Annotated in this window: 17 protein-coding genes; 12 read left to right on the top strand and 5 right to left on the bottom strand. The window is 71.4% G+C overall.

Annotated elements, in window-relative coordinates; all coding sequences use genetic code 11:
* The first annotated feature begins 172 nt into the window (after nt 1-172).
* On the top strand, nt 173-1,837 hold the full coding sequence (locus tag CLV68_RS27090; RefSeq protein ID WP_121393709.1) for a hypothetical protein: 1,665 nt from the start codon (nt 173-175) through the stop codon (nt 1,835-1,837).
* A complete protein-coding gene (locus tag CLV68_RS27085; protein ID WP_121393708.1) occupies nt 1,834-2,901 on the top strand; it encodes a glycosyltransferase in 1,068 nt (355 codons plus the stop codon). The genes CLV68_RS27090 and CLV68_RS27085 overlap by 4 nt, the downstream gene beginning before the upstream one ends.
* Nucleotides 2,902-2,963: 62 nt before the next feature.
* Here CLV68_RS27085 and CLV68_RS27080 read toward each other — a convergent pair whose 3' ends face one another.
* Entirely contained in the window at nt 2,964-3,533 is a 570-nt protein-coding gene (locus CLV68_RS27080) for a TetR/AcrR family transcriptional regulator (protein ID WP_121393707.1), read from the bottom strand.
* A 93-nt stretch (nt 3,534-3,626) separates the two neighbouring features.
* Here CLV68_RS27080 and CLV68_RS27075 point away from each other — a divergent pair, with 93 nt between their 5' ends.
* Complete coding sequence (locus CLV68_RS27075) at nt 3,627-4,403, top strand: SDR family NAD(P)-dependent oxidoreductase (RefSeq protein WP_121393706.1); 777 nt, start codon at nt 3,627-3,629, stop codon at nt 4,401-4,403.
* Here the strand turns inward: CLV68_RS27075 and CLV68_RS27070 are convergent.
* Nucleotides 4,393-7,440 (bottom strand): M48 family metalloprotease, encoded by a 3,048-nt coding sequence (locus CLV68_RS27070; RefSeq protein ID WP_121393705.1) that lies wholly within the window; start codon nt 7,438-7,440, stop codon nt 4,393-4,395. The genes CLV68_RS27075 and CLV68_RS27070 overlap by 11 nt on opposite strands.
* A gap of 88 nt (nt 7,441-7,528) precedes the next feature.
* A complete protein-coding gene (locus CLV68_RS27065; RefSeq protein ID WP_121393704.1) occupies nt 7,529-7,969 on the bottom strand; it encodes a hypothetical protein in 441 nt (146 codons plus the stop codon).
* A gap of 506 nt (nt 7,970-8,475) precedes the next feature.
* On the opposite strand from CLV68_RS27065, the gene CLV68_RS27060 reads away from it, so the two are divergent.
* From CLV68_RS27060 to CLV68_RS27040, 5 genes are all read left to right on the top strand, one after another.
* Entirely contained in the window at nt 8,476-10,311 is a 1,836-nt protein-coding gene (locus CLV68_RS27060) for a S8 family serine peptidase (RefSeq protein ID WP_121393703.1), read from the top strand.
* 547 nt (nt 10,312-10,858) lie between these two features.
* Nucleotides 10,859-11,305, top strand: a complete 447-nt coding sequence (locus CLV68_RS27055) for a Fur family transcriptional regulator (RefSeq protein WP_121393702.1) — start codon at nt 10,859-10,861, stop codon at nt 11,303-11,305.
* A 10-nt stretch (nt 11,306-11,315) separates the two neighbouring features.
* The gene (katG, locus tag CLV68_RS27050) at nt 11,316-13,550 is read left to right on the top strand and encodes a catalase/peroxidase HPI (protein WP_121393701.1); all 2,235 of its coding nucleotides are present in this window, start codon (nt 11,316-11,318) and stop codon (nt 13,548-13,550) included.
* A gap of 96 nt (nt 13,551-13,646) precedes the next feature.
* Entirely contained in the window at nt 13,647-13,943 is a 297-nt protein-coding gene (locus tag CLV68_RS27045; RefSeq protein WP_121393700.1) for a PspA/IM30 family protein, read from the top strand.
* A 557-nt stretch (nt 13,944-14,500) separates the two neighbouring features.
* Nucleotides 14,501-14,899, top strand: a complete 399-nt coding sequence (locus tag CLV68_RS27040; RefSeq protein ID WP_121393699.1) for a hypothetical protein — start codon at nt 14,501-14,503, stop codon at nt 14,897-14,899.
* Between the two features lie 202 nt (nt 14,900-15,101).
* Here the strand turns inward: CLV68_RS27040 and CLV68_RS35795 are convergent, their stop codons facing one another.
* Nucleotides 15,102-17,159: an NB-ARC domain-containing protein gene (locus CLV68_RS35795; RefSeq protein WP_281274702.1), complete on the bottom strand. Its 2,058-nt coding sequence runs from the start codon at nt 17,157-17,159 to the stop codon at nt 15,102-15,104.
* A 1,144-nt stretch (nt 17,160-18,303) separates the two neighbouring features.
* Between CLV68_RS35795 and CLV68_RS34260 the strand changes: the two genes are divergently transcribed.
* From CLV68_RS34260 to CLV68_RS27015, 4 genes are all read left to right on the top strand, one after another.
* The gene (locus tag CLV68_RS34260) at nt 18,304-19,509 is read left to right on the top strand and encodes a hypothetical protein (RefSeq protein WP_170224606.1); all 1,206 of its coding nucleotides are present in this window, start codon (nt 18,304-18,306) and stop codon (nt 19,507-19,509) included.
* A gap of 270 nt (nt 19,510-19,779) precedes the next feature.
* Nucleotides 19,780-20,973, top strand: a complete 1,194-nt coding sequence (locus tag CLV68_RS27025) for an MFS transporter (protein WP_121393698.1) — start codon at nt 19,780-19,782, stop codon at nt 20,971-20,973.
* Between the two features lie 241 nt (nt 20,974-21,214).
* The gene (locus CLV68_RS27020; protein WP_121393697.1) at nt 21,215-21,964 is read left to right on the top strand and encodes a methyltransferase; all 750 of its coding nucleotides are present in this window, start codon (nt 21,215-21,217) and stop codon (nt 21,962-21,964) included.
* Between the two features lie 43 nt (nt 21,965-22,007).
* Nucleotides 22,008-22,415 (top strand): RidA family protein, encoded by a 408-nt coding sequence (locus CLV68_RS27015; RefSeq protein ID WP_121393696.1) that lies wholly within the window; start codon nt 22,008-22,010, stop codon nt 22,413-22,415.
* 68 nt (nt 22,416-22,483) lie between these two features.
* Here the strand turns inward: CLV68_RS27015 and CLV68_RS27010 are convergent, their stop codons facing one another.
* A complete protein-coding gene (locus CLV68_RS27010; protein ID WP_121393695.1) occupies nt 22,484-23,935 on the bottom strand; it encodes an NAD(P)/FAD-dependent oxidoreductase in 1,452 nt (483 codons plus the stop codon).
* Between the last annotated feature and the right edge of the window lie 136 nt (nt 23,936-24,071).

Below are 24,071 nucleotides of genomic sequence, written 5' to 3'. Positions count from 1 at the left end.
ACCATCGGGGGTTGGGCGAGCAGGGGTGGGACCAGGCGCTATGCGCGACAGCGACGTCATTGTCCAGTTCACCATCGACGCACTTCGAGATGTTCAGTCGCACACGCTTCGACATTCGTGGGGGGCGGACAACCGACCACCATTCAGCCGGATCGTCCGGTTGCGTTTCCCGGTGCGCAGGCTGCTGGGGCGGTGGGGCGGCGCCGGGCTCGACTTCGCGGCGGGCGACCTGCGGGTCTCCGCCGTGCTGCGCGGCGGCGTCCGGCGCTGGTGGACCTCGCGCAACCTCACCGTCGGCGGCACGGTGGCGGCCGACTGCGCGCTGGGCGTGGTGGCCGAGTCCGGGGGCGTGCCCGCGATCGAGCTGGCCCACCCGGGCAGGAGGGACGTCGACGTCGACGGACTCGACGTGAGCTACCTCGGTGACGAGTCGGGGGTGACCAGGTACGACATCTGGGCGGCCCGGCGCAGGACGCGGGGCGCCGCGCGGTCCCAGGTGCTGCGGGTGCTGACCCGCACGCCGATCGCGCCGTGGCCCGACTCGCTCCCGGTGCGGCTGAAGGGCGACGGCGTCCTGGTGACGGCCGAGGCGCTGTCGGACCCGGTCCGGCGCACGGTGGCGCTGGCCGCCGCGATCGGCGCGGGCACGGCGAACGCGCCGGACGACCTGCTCGCCGACCCGGCGGCGAACGCGGCGGTCGCGATCAGCGAGTCCGGCGCCAACCAGGTGCTGGCCTGGCTGTGCGGGCGGGGCGGGATCAAGGTCATGGCGCGGTGCCGGTGGACCGCGGTGACCATCAGCGTGGTCGACGACGAGCCGATCCTGCGGGTCCAGGGCGTGCTGGACGACGACGGGCGGGCGATCCCCGTCGACCGGGTGGTCACCTGCGCGTTCACCGAGGGGCGGTGGGAGGTCGAGTCCGACTCGGCGCCGCCGCTGGTGCTCACCGCGCTCAGCGGGCTGGTGTCCACGCTGTTCTTCGCCGGTCCCGCTGCCGGGGACGAGCCGCGGCAGCGGTTCACCGTTCCCGGCACCGGCATCCACCTCGACGCGGTACCGGTGGCGATCTCCGGGCGGGGCAGGTTCCTGGTCGTGACGTACGCGCTCCCGCCCGTCCCGGTCGACACCCGGACCCCGCGCGTGGACCCGCCGCCGCGGGCGCGGATCAGCTCCGTGTTCCGCGGCGCGCCCAACGCCATCACCGGGTACCGGCTCACCGCGGAGCTGGAGAGCGGGCGGTCCGGGCCGCACGACCACGCCTGGATCATCGACGGGGCCGCGCGGGCGCGTCGTGGGCACCGCCGGTCGGTGACGGTCAAGCCGAACGTCCGCGACGTCCGGCTGCGCGTGATCGACATGCTGGGGAAGATGGGCGAGACCAGCCACGGCGAGGACGAGCAGAATCGGGATCGGGACGCCGTGGCCGGTGGGGCAGGTGGGCGGCGATCCGGGACGCCCACCGCCGCGATCCTGCTCCTCGGCGCGTTGGGGGCGGGTGTCGTGGGAGGCGTCGTCCTGGCGGGCTCCCAGACCGCGGAGACACGACCAGGCAGTCCCGGTCTCACGGGTCCGGCTGGTCCCGCGGGTGCCGATGGGACAGACGGCGCGGATGGCACTGACGGCGTCGATGGGTCAGGCGGGTCAGTGGGAGGTGTGGGCGAACCGGGGCTGCGCGGTCCTATCGGCCGTGACGGCAGGTTAGGCGTGACCGGGCCGACGGGGCCTACCGGGCCGACTGGTCCTCCTGGGCCTCCCGGTCCGCCTGGGCCCACGGTGACCATCACGATCACCGTGCCGCCGATCGATGACGGGCCGACCGGGGAGGCGGGCGGATGACCTCGCTGTCGGTCACCATGATCGTCCGGGACGGGGCGGCGACGCTGGGGCGGGTGCTGGAGCACGCCGGTGCCTTCTGCGACGAGCTGGTGGTGGTCGACACCGGGTCGCGGGACGACTCGCGGGCGATCGCCAAGGCCGCGGGCGCCCGGCTCGCGGAGTTCCCGTGGCGCGACGACTTCGCCGCCGCGCGCAACGCCTCCCTCGACCTGTGCCGCGGCGACTGGGTCATGTGGCTCGACGCGGACGACGTCGTGCCCGCCGCGTCCCGTGCGGCGGTCAAGGAGTTGGTGCTCGACGACCGGCTCGACGCGGTGACCGCCCCGTACCAGTACGGCTTCGACCCGGTCACCGACGCGTGCGTGGCGCTGGTCCCCCGGGAACGCCTCGCGCGCCGGGTGCCCGGTCTGCGGTGGGTGGGCGCGGTGCACGAGGTGCTGGCGGTGCCGGGGGATCGCCGGGAGTACCGCGCGGACCTGGTGGTCGAACACCGGCCCGCGCCCGGGCGTTCCCGGGGGACGCGCAACCTCGACATCCTGGAACGCGTTGTGCGGCAAGGTGATCGCTCGCGCCGCACGCTGTTCTACTACGCGCGCGAGCTCCGGGACCTGGGCCGCGACGCGGAGGCGGTGGACCAGTTCACCGCGTACCTGACCGACCCGGGCGCGGACTGGGAACACCACGCGGCCCTGCTGTGCCTGGCCGACTGCCACGCCCACCTCGGCGACCCGCACGCCCAACTCGACGCCCTCCACACCGCCCTGCGAGTCGACTCCTCCCGCGCCGAGGCCCACCTGGCCCTGGGCACCTTCCACGCCGACCGCGACCAGTGGCCCCAAGCCCTCCCGTACTTCTCCGCCGCCGCCTCCACCACACCCCCCACCACCGGCTTCATCACCCTCCCCACCTACACCTGGCGGGCGTGGGACTACCTGAGCCTCTGCCTGGCCAAACTGGACAGACACCAGGAGAGCATCACCGCCGCCCTCCACTCCCTCCGCCTCGGCAACCCCGACCGCACACGTTTACTCGACAACATCAACTGGTCCGCACGGTCCATTTAGGACTGAGTTCGGCGAACTCTCGCTAGAACCCAAGCTGCTTACGTGAAGACCTGGGGCCGGGGTCAGGGCCGCGGACCGGCGCCGTGCAGGAGGGTGTTGATGACCTTGGTGGCGAGGAGGTCGGGGTCGGGTTCGGTGGTGTTGTGGGCGGCTTCGCCGATGAGGGCGTAGTAGACCTTGCAGGTCCAGGCCAGGTCGGCGTCGGGAGCGATGTGGCCGGTGGACTGGGCTCGGGCCAGCAGGGTCACGCAACGGGCGGCGGTGTGGTGTTGGCGTTCGGCCCATTTGGACTCGGGGGCGAAGGACTCGGTCATGGCGAAGGGCCAGCCGAGTTTGAGGCGCAGGACGCTGGCGGTGACCTGGTGCAGGGCGACCAGCGGGGGCGCGGTGTCGGGGTTGGCCGCGTCGATCACCGCGTCGAGTTGGTCCATGACGGTGGTGACCAGGGTGTCGACGAGGGCCTGGCGGTTGGCGAAGCGGCGGTGGACGGTGGTCCTGGCGACGCCCGCGGCCTCGGCGACCTGTTCCAGGGACGCGGCCGGGTTCGCCGCCAGTACCCGCTCCGCCGCCTCCAGGATCGCGCGGACGCTGCGTTCGGCGTCGGCGCGCAGCGGGCGTCCCTGGGTGACCACCCCGCCACCCTAACATCTGCGACACCTCTGTTGCATCTAGCCGCTAATCTGCTACAACTGTGATGCAGTTAGCCGAGCAGAGGGAGAGCCACGATGAGCACAGCACTGGTCACCGGCGCGTCAGCGGGCCTGGGGGTCGAGTTCGCCGAGCAGTTCGCCCAACGCGGCTACGACGTCGTGCTCGTCGCCCGCACCGAGCACCGCCTCCGCGAGCTCGCCACGCGCCTCACCAGCACCTACGGCGTGCGGGCCGAGGTGATCGCCCAGGACCTCAGCACCGTCGACGCCGTCCCGACGATCACCCGCGAACTGGCGGCCAGGGGCATCACCGTGCACACCCTGGTCAACAACGCGGGCTTCGGCTCGGCTGGCCGCTTCGAGGAGATCGCCGACGGCCGCGACCGGGACCAGTTGATGGTCAACGTCGTCAGCCTGGTCGGGCTGACCCGCGCCCTGATCCCGCAGATCCTCGACGGCAAGGGCGCGGTGATCAACGTCGCCTCCACCGCGGGCCTGCAACCGACCCCGTACTTCGCCACCTACGGCGCGGGCAAGACGTTCGTGCTCACCTTCAGCCTCGCCCTGCGCGCCGAACTCAAGGGCCGCGCCACCGTCCTCTGTGTCTGCCCGGGCCCCACCGAGACCCAGTTCTTCGACACCGTCGAGGTCGGGCGCAAGGCGGCCATCGGCGGCAAGTTCATGACCGCGCAAGCCGTCGTCACCGCAACCCTGCGCGCCCTCGACCGCGACCGCGGCTACCTGGTGCCCGGACTCCTCAACTCCGCCAACGCGCACCTCACCCCGCGCCGCCCGCGCAAGATGGTCGCCGCCATCGCCGAGCGGGTGTCGCGCGGCGTGCTCAGCGGGTGACCAGCCGCCCGGTCACGGTCGCCGCCAGGGAGTCCACAAGCGACGGATCGGGCCTGCGCTTGCCCCCGACACTGACGCAGGCCAACAACTCGCCCTTGAGGATCCACACCTGGCGCGAGTGGAACACCACGAAGCCACCGTCGAAGGTGATGTCCGCGACCAGGGGTGCGCCGCTGACGACGTCGATGGTGACCTTCTGCGTGATGTCGCCCGCGAACACGCGGTACTGGTAGCAGTGCACGTAGCTCTCGGCCATCATCCGCAACGTCACCCCACCGTCGTCGTCGGGATAGCGGTAGACCGAGGCGGTGATCCACGACCCGTCGGGCATGTCGAACGTCCGCGACGCCTTGGCGAGCTCAGGCGGCCCGACGTCCACCCCGCAGTCCGACGGCTCGGTCCGGATGTCCGAAGAGGACCCTCCGGTCGATGGCGGCTTCTCCTTGGCGCCGCGCGGCAGGTCGGCGGTCGTGAGCAGCATCGTCGCCAGGTCGACCGGGGGCGGCGGGGGTGGCGGCGGCGTGCTGGTGGTCGGCGCGGGCGGCTCGGGTGGGACGTCGGCGTCGACACCCGAGATCGCCCGCAGCAGGGGTCGGAAGTCGGCATTGGCCGCGGTGAAAGCGATCGAGACCGGATTCGGGTCACCCTCGGGTCCGGCGAAGATCCGCGTGCACTCCTCGGCACCATTCCGCGAAGCGTCCATTCCGGACTCCCAGTGCCCGCGCGCGACCGGCTCCGGCGGATCCGGGTACTCGCGGGCCACCCGGATCCGGTCCAGCAACTCCCCGCACCGCGCCACCTGCGCCGCCCGGTCGTCCTCGGCCATCCCGAAGAACGCCCGCGACTGCGCCTGCACGACGTCGTTGAGCAGCGCCACTCCCCCACCGTGCGACCAGATGAACAACGCCCGCTGCGGGTCGACAAGCCCGACCGTTGGCTGCGGCGGCAACAACGCCACAGCGGACGACGTGGTCACCGGGAACGGAACCACCACGACCGCGGTCAGCACGACAACAGGGACCAACACCACCCGCGACACCGACGCCGCCCACCAGGAGTTCCGCCCACCACCCCCCATCGCCACCGCCCGCGACCCAACCACCGAGCCAGACGACGACGCCATCCCGTCACGAGGGCCCACCCGACGCGACGCCGCTAGGCGTCCCGCCACGACCACCAGGGCCGCGGCGACGAGGGCGGTGAACGGCAGGATCCGCATCGGTTGCCTGGCCAGGACCGCGTCGACCCCGCCAGCCGACCAGTGCGCGCCCCAGATCGCCACGCACCCCGCCACGCCCGTCAACCAGGCCGCCACCACAGCCGCGACGACCCCGGCCCGGCGCGCCACCCACGCGGCCACGAGTTGGACGACGGCGATCGCCACCAGTTGCCACGCGGTCGCCACCAGCGGGTCCGAGCCGCCGATCGCGAACACGGCCAACGCCGCCACACCCATACCCGCCGCGCCCACGATGAACGCTGCCCGCGGCGGACGGCCCAGGAGCGCCGGTACGAGCCACACCAAGCCGAGCGCGATCGTCGCCAATGCCCGGTCCGCGTCCGCGAACAGCGCGACGGACGCGGCCCCGACGACCACCGCGTCCGCTCCCCCGCCCGCCAGGTCACCGAGCCGTTCGAACGCGGGGACGATCATCGAGTCCCACAGCCCGGCGTACCCGTACGCGTTGGGCAGCCACCCCAGACAGCTCCAGCACACAACGAATACCGCGAGGGCCACCGCGGCCCGGTGGACCTTGGTCCTGGCGAGCGACACGCACCAGGTGGCCCACGCGCACACCAGCACCGCCACGACCACGCCGACGGCCCGCAACACCAGGGTCAGCGGGGCGAAGTGGAGTCCCATCGGGTCGAGGACGACCATCGGCACGACCAGCCCGCCGAGTCCCAGCCCGAGGCCGATCCCCAACCCCGGCCACAGGAACGCCCGACCACCGCCCAGGCGCGCGTACTCAGCGCCCCGCCACGCCGCGACGCCCACAAGCACGGCGGCGCCCGCAGACCACACCAACCGCAGCACGGCAGGTCCGGCCGAGTCCGAGCGCAGCCACAGCCCGCCCAGCGCCATGCCCGCGGTGTTGACGACCACCTGCCAGGTCAGGCCGCCGAGGAAGAACGCCAGGAACCCGGGCCGCAGGAGTACGCGCGGGTCCTGGGTGACCGCGAGCCGGGCCGCGCGGCTGGGGTGCGAGGTGAACCGGGGTGACCGGACGTCCGGCAGCGTCCGGAAGGGGTCGTCGTCGCCGGTCCACTCGACCACCAGCACGTCGGCGTGGTGCTCGCGGACCCGCAGCACCGAGGCCCGCGCTGCGTGGGCGAGCACGACGAGGAGCGGGGACCACACGAGCAGCGTCCACAGCCCCGGGTCCGGCGCCACGATCTGCGACCACACCAGGCTGACGGTGAACGGCAGCACCGCGACCAGCAGCACGGCCCGCCAGACCGCGATGGTGGCGTAGGTGATCGGCACGTCGCGGTGGCGCAGGTGGGCGAGTTCGTGCAGCACGACGGCGTCGAACGCGGGTCGGTCGCGGTCGTGCAGCAGCACCAGCCCCACGTCCAGGCCCACCACGGGCCTGCGGTGGGTGCCGAACGCGACCCCGCCCGCCCTGGTGCTGCCGGGGTCGAGCCGGAACTCGGGCAGCGCGGCCAGCCCGGCCTTGCGGGTGAGCCCGGTCAGGGTCGGTTCGAGGCGCGCCCACAGCGCGGGCACGTCCCGCAGCAGCACGAGCCGCCCGCGCCTGATCCGCCAGACCGGCTGGACGACGTAGAACAGCCACGTCACCACCGCGAGCAGCGCCAGGATCCCGCCGAGCCACAGCAGTTGGCCGCCGCGCAGGGCGTGGAGGCAGTCGTAGTACGCCTGCCACTTCGCCTCATCGGGCTCGACCCGCACCGAGGCGTCCGGGTACACGCCGCTGACCACCTGGCAGCGCAGCCTGGCCAGCCCGTGGTCCGCGCCCGCGATGGACGAGAAGTGGTCGGCCACGTACGCGGCGATCGCCACCGCGATCCCCACCAGCGTCAGGAACCGGAACGTCGTGCCCGCCGGAACACCCCCGGACGGAGCAGGCCCGGGGTCCGTTCTCGCGGGGTCCCCTGCGCCCTCAGGCGGTGTCGTCACGGTCGAGTTCCGCGATGACGACGTCGGCGATCCGGTCGGCCTCCTCCTGCGAGCGGCCCAGTTCCAGCGCGCGGTCGACCACGACCCGGCGGACCTCGGCGGCGGCGTCCTGGTCGCGGCGGAAGACCTTGCGGACCAACTGGACGGTCCCCTTGGCCAGCGACTCGCCCGCCTTGTCCAGCAGGTGCTGGTACACCGAGGCGCCCACGGCGAGGGCGACCGGCGTCACCATGGTCACGACCGTGCCGATCCCGGATCCCAGCAGCGGCGGGCGGCCGCCGTCACGGGCGAGCAGCCGGTCGGGGTCGCGCAGGAACTCCTGCCCGACGACGTCCACCACGACCGCCTCGTCGGGCGCCACCTCGGCCACCACCGCCCGCGCCGTCACCAGCACGAACTCGTCGAACCCAGCGTTGTGTCCCACTCGACTCCCCCTCCGAGAAGACAGCATCGTGGCGCACTCCCGCACTCCCGGTCATTCCGCCGAAGCGGTGACGCCCGTCCACCCGCGTCCGCCCGCCTGATACTCCGTTCGGGGCGGCCCGGTTCCCCGTCCGCCCGCGCGGGCCATCGATACACCTGTCCCCATTCCGGCGCGGTATTTCACAACCAGCCCCGCCAACCGCCATCGGGACGCCGCCGGAGAAGCGAGGTCGGGAATCCGCCAGGCCCGAGAGAAACTCAGCAATAGCATCCGAGATAGTGCCCGTGGGCCATTGCGTAGCACTGGGTACCGTTTGTCGAAACGCTAGGTAGGGATATCCGTACCCACCTCCGAACCATGCGTCGACCTGGGGCTTTACCAACTGTTTTAACTGTGGAAAGCCGGTTCTTGTTCACAGCGTGAATGTGCTCGTAGGGTTTGCGCGGGGTCCGGCCGTCCCACGTTGCCGACCCCACCACCCTGCGAAGTGAGGAATTCGGCTGCTCATGAGAAAAACAACACTGAAGGTGGTCGCCGTCGCGGCCGCCGCTTCGGGGATCGCCGCGTACTTCCTGTCCCCAGGTGCGTCGGCGTCCGAGGCCCAGCAGGTGTCGATCGTGAACGCGAGCTCTGCGGACGCGGTGGCCGGGCGCTACATCGTGGTGTTCAAGAACCAGGGCCAGGGCGCGCAGGCGGTCAGCGCGTCGGCCGCGTCGATGACCCGCCAGTACGGCGGTCAGGTCCGCCACACCTACGACGCCGTGCTCAACGGGTACGCCGCGTCGATGTCCGCGGAGGAAGCGGCCAAGGTCGCCAAGGACCCGAACGTGTCCTACGTGCAGCAGGTGACCAAGTACGCCGCTGTCGACACGCAGACCAACCCGCCGAACTGGGGCGATGACCGGATCGACCAGCGCGACCTGCCGCTCAACAGCGCGTACACCTACCCGACCAACCCCGGTCAGGGCGCTCGGGTGTACGTGATGGACTCCGGCATCAACGCGAGCCACACCGACTTCACCGGCCGCATCGCCCAGGGCTACGACTTCGTTGACGGCGACAGCACCCCGCAGGACTGCCACGGCCACGGCACGCACGTCGCCGGTACCGCGGCGGGCACCTCTTACGGCGTGGCGAAGAAGGCGACCATCGTCGCGCTGCGCGTGCTCGACTGCTCGGGCAGCGCCACCGACGACGACCTGATCGCGGCCATGAACTGGGTCAAGACCAACGCGGTGAAGCCCGCGGTCGTCAACTACAGCATCGGCTGCCGTTCGCGCTGCACCAACCAGACCATCGACAACGCCGTCAAGGCCGTTGTGGACAGTGGTGTGCAGTGGGTGCAGGCGGCGGGTAACTCCAACGACGACGCCTGCTACTACAGCCCGCAGCGACTGCCCGCGGCGATCACCGTCGGCAACAGCACCAAGACCGACACCCGCCGCAGCGACAGCAACTACGGCACCTGCCTCGACATCTGGGCGCCGGGCGACAACATCGTCTCGGCCTCGTACAGCAGCAACACCGGTAGCGCAACCATGTCCGGCACCTCGATGGCCTCCCCGCACGTCGCGGGCGCCGCTGCGGTGTACCTGGCGAAGAACACCTCGGCCACCTCGGCGCAGGTGCGCGACGCCCTGGTGAACAACGGCTCCACCGGCAAGCTGACCGGCATCAACACCGGTTCGCCGAACGTGTTGCTCTACACCGGTTTCCTCAACACCGACACCCCGACCGGGGTCACGGTCGCCAACCCGGGCAACAAGACCGCCACCGTCGGCCAGGCGTTCACCCTGGACAACTCGGCCACCGGCGGCACCTCCCCCTACACCTGGACCGCGACCGGCCTGCCCGCGGGCCTGTCCATCGCGTCCTCGACCGGCCGCGTCTCCGGCACCCCGACCGCCGCGGCCACCGCGAACGTCACCGTGACCGCGACCGACGCCGCCAACAAGTCCGGCTCGGCCACCTTCACCATCACCGTCTCCACCACCGGCGGCTGCGGCCCGGTCACCAACGGCACCGACGTCGCCATCCCGGACAACGCCACGGTGGAGAGCCCGGTCACCGTCTCCGGCTGCACCGGCAACGCCTCCGCCACCGCCACCGTCGCGGTCAACATCGCCCACACCTACATCGGCGACCTCGTCGTCACCCTCGTCGCCCCGGACGGCAGCACCTACGTCCTGCACAACCGAGCAGGCGGCTCCGCCGACAACATCATCAAGACCTACACCGTCAACCTCTCCAGCGAGCCCCGCAACGGCACCTGGAAACTCCGAGTCTCCGACGCCTACGTCAACGACACCGGCAAGATCGACACCTGGACCCTCACCACGTGAGTTCCCCCAGATCCGCGGCCTGACCCCGGAAGGTCCGACACAGACACTTCGGAGTAGACCGCACCCCGTGAGCGCCCGGCGAGTCCCCTCGCCGGGCGCTCACGGCATTCCAGCCCACCTCGGTGCCCCCGGCCCCGCCCGATCGCACCCGACCTGGCAGTCACCGCGAGATCACCCCACACCCCTCACGCACACGTTCCCCCTCTTCCCGGCCCAACCCTCTTAGCCCACCCAAACCTCTTGCGCGCGCACGCGCCTATTGACCCCTGCTCAGCCCCCACCCACTCCGGGGGGCGTCCCTGTGCCAGTGTATCGGTACCCCCCGACAGGCGATCGTGAAACCGGCCCCCCGAAGATCCACATGTGGACAACTTCCGTCCCTGAACCGGGTGAACCTCCAGATCTGCACCACATCTCGACGTGTCGATGTCCAGCCCGGCCGGGGCCACAGAGCCCCGCCGCGACCAAGTCGCCCACGCCACCGTGTCGACACGATGACCGGCAGTGTTAACTTGATTAATTCCAGAAAGACCGGAAGACTGGCCGCGTGCCCACCGCCCCCGAGTTCCGGCAGCTGCTGCGCGACGTGTCGTTGCGGGTCACCGGGCCGCGGGTGGCGGTGTTGTCGGCGGTGCACGGGAACCCGCACGCGGACACGGACTCGATCATCGGGGTCGTGCGTGCGGAGCTCGGCGCGGTGTCGCACCAGGCCGTGTACGACGTGCTGCGGGCCTTGACCGCCGCGGGGCTGGTGCGCCGCATCGAGCCGCCGGGGTCGGTGGCCCGCTACGAGGCCAGGGTCGGCGACAACCACCACCACGTCGTGTGCCGGTCCTGCGGCGCGATCGCCGATGTCGACTGCGCCGTCGGGTTCGCCCCGTGCCTCACCGCCTCCGACGCCCACGGCTTCACCATCGACGAGGCCGAGGTCGTCTACCGGGGACTGTGCCCCCGCTGCTCCACCACGACAACCACACCACCTTTCCCGTCCTGAGAGGATTCGCGTGTCCGAAAGCCCGAACGCCCGCGTTGGTGACATGAATGAGGAGAGCGCAGGCGGGTGCCCGGTCTCCGCGGGGCGGTTCAACCACCCGACCGAGGGTGGCACCAACCACACCTGGTGGCCCAACCAGCTGAACCTGGCCATCCTGCGCAAGCACTCCGCCGTCGCCGACCCGTTCGGCGGCGAGTTCGACTACGCCGCCGAGTTCCAGACCGTGGACCTCGACGAGCTGGCCGCTGACGTCGACGCGGTCCTCACCACCTCCCAGGACTGGTGGCCAGCCGACTTCGGCCACTACGGCCCGTTCATGATCCGGATGGCCTGGCACAGCGCGGGCACCTACCGGGTCCAGGACGGCCGCGGCGGTGCTGGCGCGGGCATGCAGCGCTTCGCCCCGCTCAACAGCTGGCCGGACAACGGCAACCTGGACAAGGCGCGCCGCCTGCTGTGGCCGGTCAAGCAGAAATGGGGCCGCAAGGTCTCCTGGGCCGACCTGATGATCTTCACCGGCAACCGCGCGCTGGAGACCATGGGCTTCACCACCTTCGGCTTCGCCGGTGGCCGCGCCGACGTGTGGGAGCCCGACCAGGACGTCTACTGGGGCCCGGAGCGCACCTGGCTCGGCGACGAGCGCTACTCCGGTGACCGCGACCTGGAGAACCCGCTCGCCGCGGTCCAGATGGGACTCATCTACGTCAACCCCGAGGGCCCCAACGGCAACCCGGACCCGCTGGCCGCCGCGCGCGACATCCGCGACACCTTCGGCCGGATGGCGATGAACGACGAGGAGACCGTCGCGCTCATCGCGGGCGGCCACACCTTCGGCAAGGCGCACGGCGCGGCCGACCCCGACCAGCACGTCGGCGCGGAGCCCGAGGGCGCGGCGCTGGAGGAGCAGGGCTTCGGCTGGAGCAACAGCTTCGGTTCCGGCAAGGGCCGCGACGCGATCACCAGTGGCCTCGAGGTCACCTGGACCGCGACGCCGACCCGCTGGAGCAACAGCTTCTTCGAGAACCTGTTCGCCTACGAGTGGGAGCTCACCAAGAGCCCCGCTGGCGCGCACCAGTGGCAGCCCAAGGACGGCGCGGGCGCCAACACCGTGCCCGACCCGGAGTCCGGTGAGCTGACCCGCCCGCCGACAATGCTGACCACGGACCTGTCGCTGCGGTTCGACCCGATCTACGAGCCGATCTCGCGGCGCTTCCTGGAGAACCCGGAGCAGTTCGCCGACGCGTTCGCCCGCGCCTGGTTCAAGCTGACCCACCGCGACATGGGCCCGATCCAGCGCTACCTGGGCCCGCAGGTGCCGCAGGAGGCGCTGATCTGGCAGGACCGCGTACCGGTGCTCGACCACGAGCTCGTCTCCGCCGAGGACATCGCGGCCCTCAAGCGCGAGATCCTCGACTCGGGCCTGACCGTCGGCCAGCTCGTGCGCACCGCGTGGGCGTCGGCGTCGACCTTCCGAGGCAGCGACAAGCGCGGTGGCGCCAACGGTGCCCGCCTGCGCCTTGAGCCGCAGCGCGGCTGGGAGGTCAACGAGCCCGACGCGCTGGCGGGTGTGCTGAGCACCCTGGAGGGCATCCAGGAGCGCTTCAACGGCGCGCAGACCGGCGGCAAGAAGGTCTCGCTGGCCGACCTGGTCGTCCTCGGTGGCAACGCCGCGGTCGAGCAGGCCGCCAAGGCCGCTGGCCGCGACGTCACCGTGCCGTTCACCCCGGGCCGCACCGACGCGACCGCGGCGCAGACCGACGCCGAGTCGTTCGCCCCGCTGGAGCCGACCGCGGACGGCTTCCGCAACTACCTCGGCAAGGGCCACCGCCTGCCCGCCGAGTACCTGCTGGTGGACCGGGCGAACCTGCTCACCCTGAGCGCGCCGGAGCTGACCGTCCTGGTCGGCGGCCTGCGCGTGCTGGGCGCCAACCACCGCGGTTCCACGGCCGGTGTCCTCACCGACCGCCCGGAGACGCTGACCAACGACTTCTTCGTGAACCTGCTCGACATGGGCACGCAGTGGAAGCCGACCACCTCGGACGCGGACGCCTTCGAGGGCCGCGACCGGGCGAGCGGCGAGGTCAGGTGGACCGGTTCCCGGGTCGACCTGCTGTTCGGCTCGAACTCCGAGCTGCGCGCGGTCGCCGAGGTCTACGCCAGCGCCGACGCGGGTGACAAGTTCGTCACCGACTTCGTCGCCGCCTGGACCAAGGTCACCGACCTGGACCGCTTCGACGTCGCGTAACCGAACGCCCAGCGCGCCCGGTCCCCGTCGCGGGACCGGGCGCGCTGTCGTTCGCGCCTATGCTGGCCGGTGTCCCCCGAGCGGAGAGAGCACCCGATGAGCACACCCCAGCCGGACAACCAGGACGTCGTCGACGCCGAGGTGGTCGAGGTCGTCGACAGCCCCGCTCCCCCGCTCGCCCCCCAGGACTACACCGACGCGGGCGTCCCGACCTTCGACTACGTCCGCGACCGCATCGAGTCCCGTGCCGCCACCGCCACCGGCTCCACCGACCTCGCCGGCCTGGGCGGCACCGGCCCCACCACCGAGTCCCTCGACGACCAGCTGGCCGAACGCGAGGAAGCAGGCCGCGCCCGCCTCGCCGAGATCCGCAAGGCCATGGGCCTGGAGTAGCTCAGACCCGGCGGACCGCGGTCCGCCGGAGCTTGGGCCACAGCACACAAGCGGCCATTCCGCCACGGCAGGATCATGCCACCAGCCGATTCCGGTGACGATGGCAGAAAGCTGCTGTCGCCCGGAATCCCCTGTCGTAGGGCGATAGGGAAATGCCGGTCACCTAACCGCCAACCGGGTGAGAACAGCAATCGAATTCGGACCCGCGCACCGGATTCGGCGACCGGCGCAATCGGACATCCGGTGTGGTCCGCGGGGAAATCCATAGCGGCCGAATGGGCCAGGCGGCCGCGAGGTGCCGCAGGGTGGCACGGAGCACAGTCGGCACTGTGGGTGATCGGGGCGGGTGCGCTGTTCGGTCCCGGCGCACCGTCGGTGGGGGTGATGTTGTTGCTGATCAAAGGGTTTCTGGTCGGGTGGCGCTGCGGGGTGGGGTCACGCTGGGTGTGTGGCGGTGACTGGCAAACATTCCATTTGGGTCTGGGGCGGTCGGTTAACGTCGAGGGCGCAGTGCGGAAATCAGGCCGATCAAACGTTGTGACGACTGGAGGACACCCATGTCCGCAGGTTCTCGGATCGCCGCTGTCGCCGTGGTGGGCGCTGCTGCCGCGGTGGCGCTGGCCGCGCCCGCGTCGGCCTCGACCGACTGGCCGGTGCCGACCGCTTACGTGTTCACCTTTCCCACGCTCGACGAGTGCGTGACCGCCGGGGTGCGGGCGGAGGACGGGAACGTCTTCACCTTCGCCGGGTTCACCTGCAGGCCGGGTATCGCGGGGTACGACCTGATCGGCGAGCCCACCGGGGGCACGTTCACCGACTCCTACCTGTTCACCACCGCCACCCTGACCGAGTGCCAGACCGCGGGCGCCAACGGCGAGGCCGCCTCACCCGCCGCGTGGGGCAGCTACACCTGCCGGTCCGGGTTCACCGGCTACGACCTGCTCGTCAGCAGCTGAGGACGGCCGGGGTCCCCGCGGGTCGCTCGCGGGGACCCCGGTTCGCGTCGCCCGGTTCGCGTCGGGTCAGGTCGCACCGCACCGCGCCGGGCCAGTTCCGGTCAGGTCAAGTCCGGTCGCGACAGCCCGGATCGCGGTTGGTCGGGGCCGCGGCGAGTTCGGTCGCGGTGGGTCAGGTCGCGAGGGGGCGGGTCGCGGCGGGTCAGGTGGTGGTGGGTTCGGTGAGCAGTCGGGCGGCCTTGGGGCTGCCCATGCGCTCGTACGCGGTCGCGGCGGCGCGGCGGTGGGACTCGGCGGCGGCGTGGTCGCCCGTGGCGCGGGCGGTGGTGGCGCGCAGCAGGTGGATCTCGGCCCGCAGCGCGCTGTTGTCGAGTTGGTCGGCCAGGAGTTCGGCGTCGGCGAGGGCGCGGTCGGCCGCGGCGTGGTCGTGGTTCGCGGCGTGGACGGCGGCGGTAGCCAGGATGGACTTGGCCAGGACGCTCTTGGCGTCCGCGGCGGTGGCCAGGCGCGCCGCCTCGGCGAAGGTGTCGAGCGCCTCGGTCGTGCGACCCAGGCCGACGAGGGCACGGCCGACGAAGAGCGTCTGCATCGCGGTGCCGCGCTTGCGGCCCAACGCGATGTTGATGTCGCGGGCGGTGCCGAACCAGTGCAGCGCGTCGTCGAACCGGCCGGTGCGCAGGGCGAGGTTGCCGGTGAAGTCGTAGGTCGACGCACGGAGACGATCGGTGTCGGCCAGGGCGCGGGCCTGGCCGAGCTCGGCCGCGGCGTCGTCGTAGCGCTCGAGTTCCTGGTACGCCTTGGCAAGCAGGCAGCGGCAACGGGACTCGGCGGCGACGTGACCGTCCACTGTGGCGGCCTCGACGGCGAGGCGGCCCGCCTCCACCCAGGACGCCAACGGGCGGCGGGAGTCGTAGTACGCGAAGGTGGCCTCGAAGAGCTGCCACACGATCGCGTGCCACCCCTTCTCGGTGCAGGCGCGCATGGCGGCGGCGATGTTGCCGTGTTCACGCTCGAACCACGCGAGCGCGGACCGGGGGCTCATCGGGAGGTCGGCGCCGCCGAGGAGGAGCTCGGGGTCGTACACGCGCAAGCGTTCGCGCCCGGTGGCGGCGACGTCCGCGGCGGTGGCGCCGAGCTGCCACCAACCGACGGCACGCCGCAGGAGCGCCTCACGCTCCACATCGGACGTCTCGGCGTCGGCGACCCGCAGGGCGTGCGCCCGGACCAGGCGGTGCATGGCGTAGCGGTCGTCGGCGCGTTCCTCGACCAACGCGGCGGCGTTGAGCCGTTCGAGGGTGTCCCGCAGCTCGGCCACGGGCGACTCGACCATCGCGGCGAGCACCTCCAGCCCGAAGTCGTGGCTCACCAGCAGCCCGAGTGCTTTGTAGACGGTCCGGGCGTTGTCGGGGAGGTCGGCGTAGGCCGCGTCGAACACCGCGTTGACCCCACCGAACACCCGGTCAGCGTCGACACCGCGGAGTCCGTCGACCAGTCGCCGCACTGTCCACTTCGGATGGACAGCGAGGCGCGCGCCCACCACCCGCACGGCGAGTGGCAGCAGGCCGCACAGCTGGACCAACTCGACCGCCGCGTCGACCTCGCGGTCGACCCTGCCGTCCGCGCACACCCCGCGCAGCAGGTCGAGCGCGTCGGGGATCGCCAACGGTTCCAACAGGACCGGGACCGCGCCGTCGGCGTGCAGGTCCTCCAGGGTGGTGTTGCTCGCGACCAGCACCAGCCCCGCCGCGGAGTTGGGCAGCAGCGCCTCGACCTGCCCGGCGTCGGTGACATCGTCGAGCACGGTGATGAGCCGCGTCTTGGCCGTCAGCGACTGGAAGAGGTCGCGGCGCTCCTGGAAAGTGGTCGGCATCAACGGATCCGGGACACCGAGCGCCTTGAGCAACCGCCCCAGCGCCTCCGCGGGCGACTGCCCCTCAGCCCCGAAACTCGCGTGCAGCGCCCCATCCGGGAACTCCGCCGCCAACACCGACGCCACCTGCCGCACCAACGCCGTCTTGCCGACCCCCGGCATCCCCCGAACCGCCACCACGACAGGCCGCCCCGGCCGCGGCTCCGCACCGATCAACGACCGAACCGCAGCCAGGTGCTCGACCCGATCGACGAACGCCGCAGGCCCAGCAGGCACCAACGCCGGAACCGCCGCGGGCAACTGCACCGGCAAGAACGTCACCGACCCGATGTCCCGAGCCTGCACAACCTGCCCAGCCACCCCGGCGAGCACATTCCGCACCTCGTCCACAACCCCACCCCCACGCCCCGACCCGGAGCCTCACGGTACTGCACCCCCCTCCCCCACCACCGCCGATCACACCTCTTCCCCCCGCACCGCCGCGCGTCGCCACACGCGAGGCATCCCGACTCCTGCCAGCTCGCGGCTCCCGACCGGGCCCATAGCTCCCCTAGCCGTACGTCCCCCGGACAACCCGGCTCCCGGTCCGCACGTTCCCAGTTCCCGGCACCTGCGACTCCCTGGCCCCACGACCGCCGGATCTTGACTCCCGCAACTCCCGGGTCCCCACGACTCACTGGTCTCGCGGCTCCTGGCTCCTGGCTCACGCACGGCTTGTCCCCACAGCTCCCGCCTCTCCGCCCCGCCCGGCTCCCGGCTCCCGGCTCCCGGCTCCCGGCTCCCGGCTCCCGGCTCCCGGCTCCCGGCGAGGATCACCCGGTTCAGCGACACAAGTTATCCACATGTCGATCTTGAAACCCCCCTGCTCAAGATCCACTGTCGGGGGGTACCGGTAGACTGGGACCTGGGACGCCCCCCGGTGAGGGTGGGGGCTGGGCCGGGTAGGGACCGCGCGCGCGAAGTGGCTGGCGTGGGGTTAGAGAGCGAAGGCGAGCTAGCGCGAGATCGCGGCCTAGAGGGCGTGAGGAGAGCAAGAGCGCAGCCCCTCACCGACGCGAATTGGCTCACCGTGGTCAACCTCCGCCCGTGCGGCCCTCTAGGGCGGCAGAAGAACGCAGCCGAACCTCCGACCCGCGGGGTTGCTACGGTGCGGCAAAGGCGTACCGGTGGGGGATGGGGCTGGACGGTGACCGGCGTGTGGGAGACGGTTCGGGGGGAGCGGCGGGTTTTAGTTGTGGTGCGGACTCCGGCGGCGTGGGGGCGGTTGGGGGATGTGTTGCCGAGTTTGTTGGGGGATCTGAGGGTCCAGGTGGTGTTCACCGTCGATGAGGGGTCGGTGTTCGCGGGTGGCCTAGGGGATCGGCTTCGGGCGGCGGGGGCGGTCGTGGTGCCGTGGGGGCAGGCTTGCCGGGAGAAGTTTGACTTGGCGTTGGCGGCTAGTGACAACGGCGAGTTACACCTCCTCAATGCCCCACTGGTCCTTATGCCGCACGGCGCCGGTTATCACCGGCGGGCGGCGGCGGATCCAACGGCGGTGTCAGGGTTAGCCGGACTAGTCAAGAACGGCCGCGTTGTCCCGCACACTGTCGTTGTCGCGCACGAGCGGCAGGTGGCGGCGCTCAAGTCGGTCGACCCGCGCGTGCGCGCCGTGCTCACCGCCGACCCCTGTCTCGACCGGATCACCGCCAGCGCCACCCACCGCCACCGCTACCGCCGGGCCTTCGACGCCGATGGCAGGCGCATGGTGCTGCTCTGCTCGACCTGGGGGCCGCACTCCCTCTTCGGGACGGATCCCCGCCTCGCCGAACGGCTGGTCTCCTCCCTCCCCGCCGACGAGTACCGCGTCGCGATGACGCTGCACCCCAACGTCTGGCAGCGGCACGGTCCGCTCCAGGTCCGCGCGTGGTTGCGCCAGGCCAGCACCGCCGGGCTCGCGCTGGTCCCGCCGGGGCACGACTGGCGGCAGGCGATGGTCGCGGCCGACGTCGTCATCTCCGACCACGGCTCGCTGACCAGCTACGCCGCCGCCGCGGGCAAACCGGTCCTCCTGGCGGCCGACGGTGGCCCCGAGGTCGTCGCCCCGCCCCTGTCCCGCCTGCTGGCCTCGCTGCCCCGCCTCCCGCCGGACGGGCTGCTCGACACCGTCCCCACCCCGGTCGCCGCGTCGACGGTGGCCACGATCTTCCACCGGCCCGGCACCGCGGCCGCCACCATGAACACCCTGTTCTACCGGATCATGGACCTCCCGCTGCCCGATCCTCGCCCCGCGGAGCCGATTCCCCTGGGGGAGGTCGAACTCAGCGACCCCACGCACTACCGCACCACCGTCCGCGACGCCAGCACCAGCGCCACCGACGCCCGCCTCACCATCCGGCGCACCACCGCGCGCGACGGTGACCCCGGCGGCTCGCTCAGTGCCGCCGACACCACCCCGGACATCGCGCTCCTCGAGTCGGCCTCGGCCATCTGGGCCGATTTCCCCTTCCACAGCAGGGAAAGCGCCACGGCGCACATCAGGTCCTTGCTCTCCCGCCTGCCCGGCGCCAGACTGGCCACCGCGAAGACCCCCGACGGCACGGTCGTCGCCGCGTTGCGCGACGGCTCGCTGATCTCCGCTACGACGACGACCACCTTGTCGGCCACCACCGCCGCGCTGCACTGGTGGTCCACCCAGGCGGGGCGCCCCCGGCGGATCGAAGTGGACGCGGGCGCGGCGTCCGGTGGCGTCGAACCGCGCTAGCCGTCCCGCTTTTGGCAACAAGACTTGTCGGTCCTCGCGCGCCGTCCCCACACTGGGGCCTCGGAGCCGCCCGGCACGACGGGCGGCGACCGGCACACCCCGTGGTCGACGAATCCCGTTGGCGCGCGGGGAAAGCCGCACTCACCGCACCGATCCGAGGAAACGCCAAATGCGCACACGAGCCAGCGAAGTGGCCGCGCGGAAACCCGACGAGTCCCCCACCCCGCACCCGACCGACGTCCCCGCCGCCCCGAGTCGGGGTGCCCGCCGATGAGCGCCGACACGACGACCCCCGTCGAGGTCGCGGGCAAGCGGCTGCCGCTCGGGGTGTACCTGCTCGCGTTCAGCCTGCTCGCCATGGGCAGCGCGGAGTTCCTGGTGGCCGGGGTGCTGCCCGCGATCGCCGACGACCTGGGCATCTCGCTGTCCGCGGCCGGGGCGCTGATCACGGCGTTCGCCATCGCGGTGGTGATCGGTGGGCCGCCGATGGCCGTGCTGACGCTGCGGTGGCCGCGGCGGACGACGCTCGTGGTCACGCAACTGGTGTTCGCGGGCGCGGTCGCGGTCAGCCTGCTGACCGACGACTACGCGGTGATCCTGGTGGCGCGCTTCGTCTGCGGCATCGCCTACGCAGGGTTCTGGGCGGTCGCGGCGGTCACCGCGATCAGCCTGGTGCCACCGGAGAAGACCGCGCGCGCCTCGGGTGTCGTGGTCAGCGGGCTCAGCGTCGCGATGATCGCGGGCGGCCCGGCCAGCGCGCTGCTGAGCCACTTCACCGGCTGGCGCGGTGGGTTCTGGGCGGTGTTCGCGCTCACCCTCATCGGCGCGGCGCTGACCATCGCGGCCGTGCCCGCCACCAAGCCCGCGGCGGAACCCAGTGTGCGGCAGGAACTCCGGGCGATGAAGCAGACCCGGTTGGTCGCGGTGTACGCCGCGACCCTGCTGAGCACCGCCGCCTACATGATCACCTACAACTACCTGGCGCCGCTGCTGACCGACGTCACCGGGCTCGACTCGGCGTGGGTGCCGCCGATCCTGACGCTGTTCGGCATCGGCGCGTTCGTCGGGATCTCCATCGGCGGTCGGATCTCCGACGTGCGGCCGTTCCACGCGCTGCTGATCGGCGCGGTCGGCATCGGGGTGTGCTCGGTCGCGCTGGCGGTGCTGGCGGAGTACGACCTGGCGGTCATCGTGATCGTGGCGCTGATGGGTGTCGCCGGTTTCGTGTTGAACCCGGCGATCTACGGGCGGGTGTTCACCCTCGCCCACGCCGCACCGACGCTGGCCGGTTCCACGGCGGTGTCGATGTTCCAGCTCGGCATCAGCCTGGTGCCGATCCTCGCGGGCGTGGCGCTGAGCGCGGGCGCGAGCCTGACGGCGATCCCGTGGATCGGCGCGGGACTGGCGGTGCTGACCATCCCGGCGATCCTGGTGGACCAGACCATCACGCGTCGACAGCCGTAGCCCGGTCGGCGGCGAACACGGCCCGGAGACCCCCTGTCCGGGCCGTGTTCGCGCGTCCCGGGCCGTTGCCGTTCCCGGGACGATCATTGACACCCCCAACCGCCCGTGTGACGATCCATTCCGGAGTCAGCCGAGAACCGTTCGGCCACAACGACTCCGACCCACCACTGCTTCGCCGTGCGCCGCGGCACCTGCCGCGAGAGCCCCGCTCAGCTGGTCCCCACGAGGGAGGAACGAGCCTATGTTCAACGAGCTCGGATATGAACTGGGAAGTTGGACGCTGTCGCGCATCGAGGACCCCGACACCCCGTTGCAGAGCACCTTCTCCCTGCTGGGGATGGAGTGGGACCTGCTGCCCGAGGTGTTCCCCCCGTACACCGACCCGGGGCCGGGGCTGTTCGCCTCGTGGGTCCCCTACGTTGCCGGGCAACGGTTCCTGGAGATGGGCTGCGGCGCGGGTGTGTCCGCCGTGCTCGCCGCCCGCGCGGGCTGTGCGCAGGTGGTGGCACTCGACATCAACCCCGCCGCGGCCAAGAACGCCGCCCGCAACGCCGAGCGGCACGGGGTCGACGACCGGGTGACGGCGGCGACCAGCGACCTGTTCGAGGCGCTGGAGCCGACCGAGACCTTCGACGTGATCTTCTGGAACAGCCCGTTCATCGAGGCGCCGGAGGACCGGCAGTACGGCAAGCACATCGAGCGGGCCGTCCTCGACCCCGGTTACGGCCTGCAGCGGCGGTTCTTCCGCGACGCGGGCGCGCACCTGGTCGACGGCGGCAAGGTCTACCTGGGCACCAGTGAGGTGATGGGCAATCCGGAGAAGATGCTGCGTGCTGCCACCGACGCCGGGTTCGAGGGTCGCGTGTACCGCTCTGCGGCAGTCGATCTGCCCGCGGCCGACTTCGACCAGTCCGCGGCGGTCAGGGCCAACACCAACCAACACGGGATGATGGGGATGGACTTCACGATGTACGAGTTCGACCGGAAGTGACCTTCCCCCCGCACCACAAGCGAGATCCGAGAGAGGGAGAGAAGTGACTGTCGAGTTCTTCGACCCGCCGGACCTGCCCGAGCCCTACGGCTGGCGCCAGCTGTCGGTCGGCACCGGTTCCAGGCTGGTGTTCCTCAGTGGACAGACCGCGCGCACGCCGAGCGGCGACCTGGTCGGCCCCGGGGACCTGGCGGCGCAGACCGAGCAGGCGTACCTCAACGTCGCCAGGGGGCTGGCCGCCGTCGGCGGCAGCTTCGACAACGTGGCGCGGCTCAACATCTACGCGGTGGACTGGTCGCTGTCCAAGTGGGACGAGGTGACCGCCGGGGTGAAGCGGGCCGCGGACCGACTCGGGATCGACCTGGTCCGGCCGACGACGCTGATCGGGGTGGCGACCCTGGCCGAGCCCGAGTTCCTCATCGAGGTCGAGGCGACCGCGGTCCTGACCTGATCCACCCTCCACAAGCGACGATGTCCTCGCCCCGGCCCGGGCGAGGACATCGTCGCTTGTACCGCGGTTCACCAAAGCTGGCGGGTCCGCGCGTAGTACTCCCGCAGCAGCTTGAGCAGGTCCGGGTCGAACCGCGAGGTGAAGACCAGTTCGGCGGGCGGGGTGATCTCCGGGTCGATCTCGGCGACCCACGCCTCGATCGCGGGCCGCAGGTCCATCCCGATCCAGCGGTGCCAGTCGACCGGCAGCGTCCAGTCCTGCTCTGGGCCGATGGCGAACTGCTCGATGAAGGTGTTGCTGACGATCTGCTCGCGGGTCATCGACTGGATCGGCTTGCGGATCGGGGTGAACAGGTCGAAGTCGTGCGCGGCGGGCTCGCCGAGGATCCTGGCCGCCATCTCGGTGGCCACCAGCGGCGAGAGGTGCAGACCGTCCCGGTAGGTGCCCGTCATGATCCACAGCCCTGCCATGCCACCCGCGCCGAGCAGCGGGAAGCCGTCGACGGAGATGGGCCGGTTGCCGACCTGGACCTTCTGGATCGGGCTCTCCCACAGGCCCATCCGGATCTGGCGGTGCGCGCACTGCAGCAGGAACACCAGGTCCCGCATGTCGGCGACCTCGCGCGGGCGGGTGGACACGACGTTGGTCGCTCCGATGTAGACCTCACCGTCGCCGCGCGGGACCAGGTGCAGGCCGCAGGCGAAGGACCGGTTCGGCGTGCGGATCACGCTGCTCGGAGCGGTGCCGTCGAACGTTCGCATGAGGACGGAAACGCCGTAGCCGCTGACCAGCGGCGGCATCCGGTCGCCGACGGGCAGTTGGTCGAGCAGGGTCTGGGTGCGGGAGCCCGCGGCGAGGGTCACCTGGCCCGCGGTCAGCTTCTCGCCGTCGGTCAGCGTCACACCGGTCACCCGGTCGCCGCTGTGGTCCACTGTGGCGGCTTCGGAGTCGATGATCGTGCCGCCCGCCGCGGTGAAGGCGTTCTGCAGCCGCAGGACCAGCGCGACAGTGTTCACCGCGTGCTCACCGGGGATGTGGAAAGCCCGCAGCGGGCGGGAGATCGGCTCGGCGTCGACCCAGTCCAGGTCCAGCGGATCGACGTCGGTGAACGGTTGGTCGTAGCGGGTCAGTTCCTCGCGGATGGCGCGGAAGTTGGTGTCGTCGATCTCGGCCATGCCGATGGCGTTGAGGATGACGGTCGTGCCGTCCGCGGTGACGACCTCCTCCGCCGCGCCGTCACCGAGTCCGTCGAGCCACTCCGGCCACATCCCGGTGGCGCGGATTCCCAGTTCCAGCTTGGTCCGGCCCGCGTCGCTGGCCACCAGCGTCGTGGTCACCTCGCCGAAGCAGCCGAGCATCGCCCCGGCCGCCGAGGTGCCCGCGTAGGGGCGGTGCGGTTCGCCGAGCACGGCCACGTCCTGCCCGCGCCTGGCCAGTTCCAGCCCGAGCGACAGACCCAGCACCCCGTTCCCGACGACGATCACGTCAAAGCTCTTCTTGGGCACACCGGTGGAACTCATGGGGGTTCCCATCCTCTTCGAAGGAAACCGCACAGCGAATAGGTGGAATGGCGCACAACGGGTTCTCGCGCATTCCGTGCGGTACCTAGATAATGACACCGAAGCGGACAGCGGACAATGCGCGTCCCGGAAACGG

Source organism: Actinokineospora cianjurensis (genome assembly GCF_003663795.1).
In the GTDB taxonomy this organism is placed as follows: Bacteria; Actinomycetota; Actinomycetes; order Mycobacteriales; family Pseudonocardiaceae; genus Actinokineospora; species Actinokineospora terrae.
The sequence above is the reverse complement of the archived record's forward strand: the minus strand, read 5'-3'. Positions and strand labels throughout refer to the sequence as shown.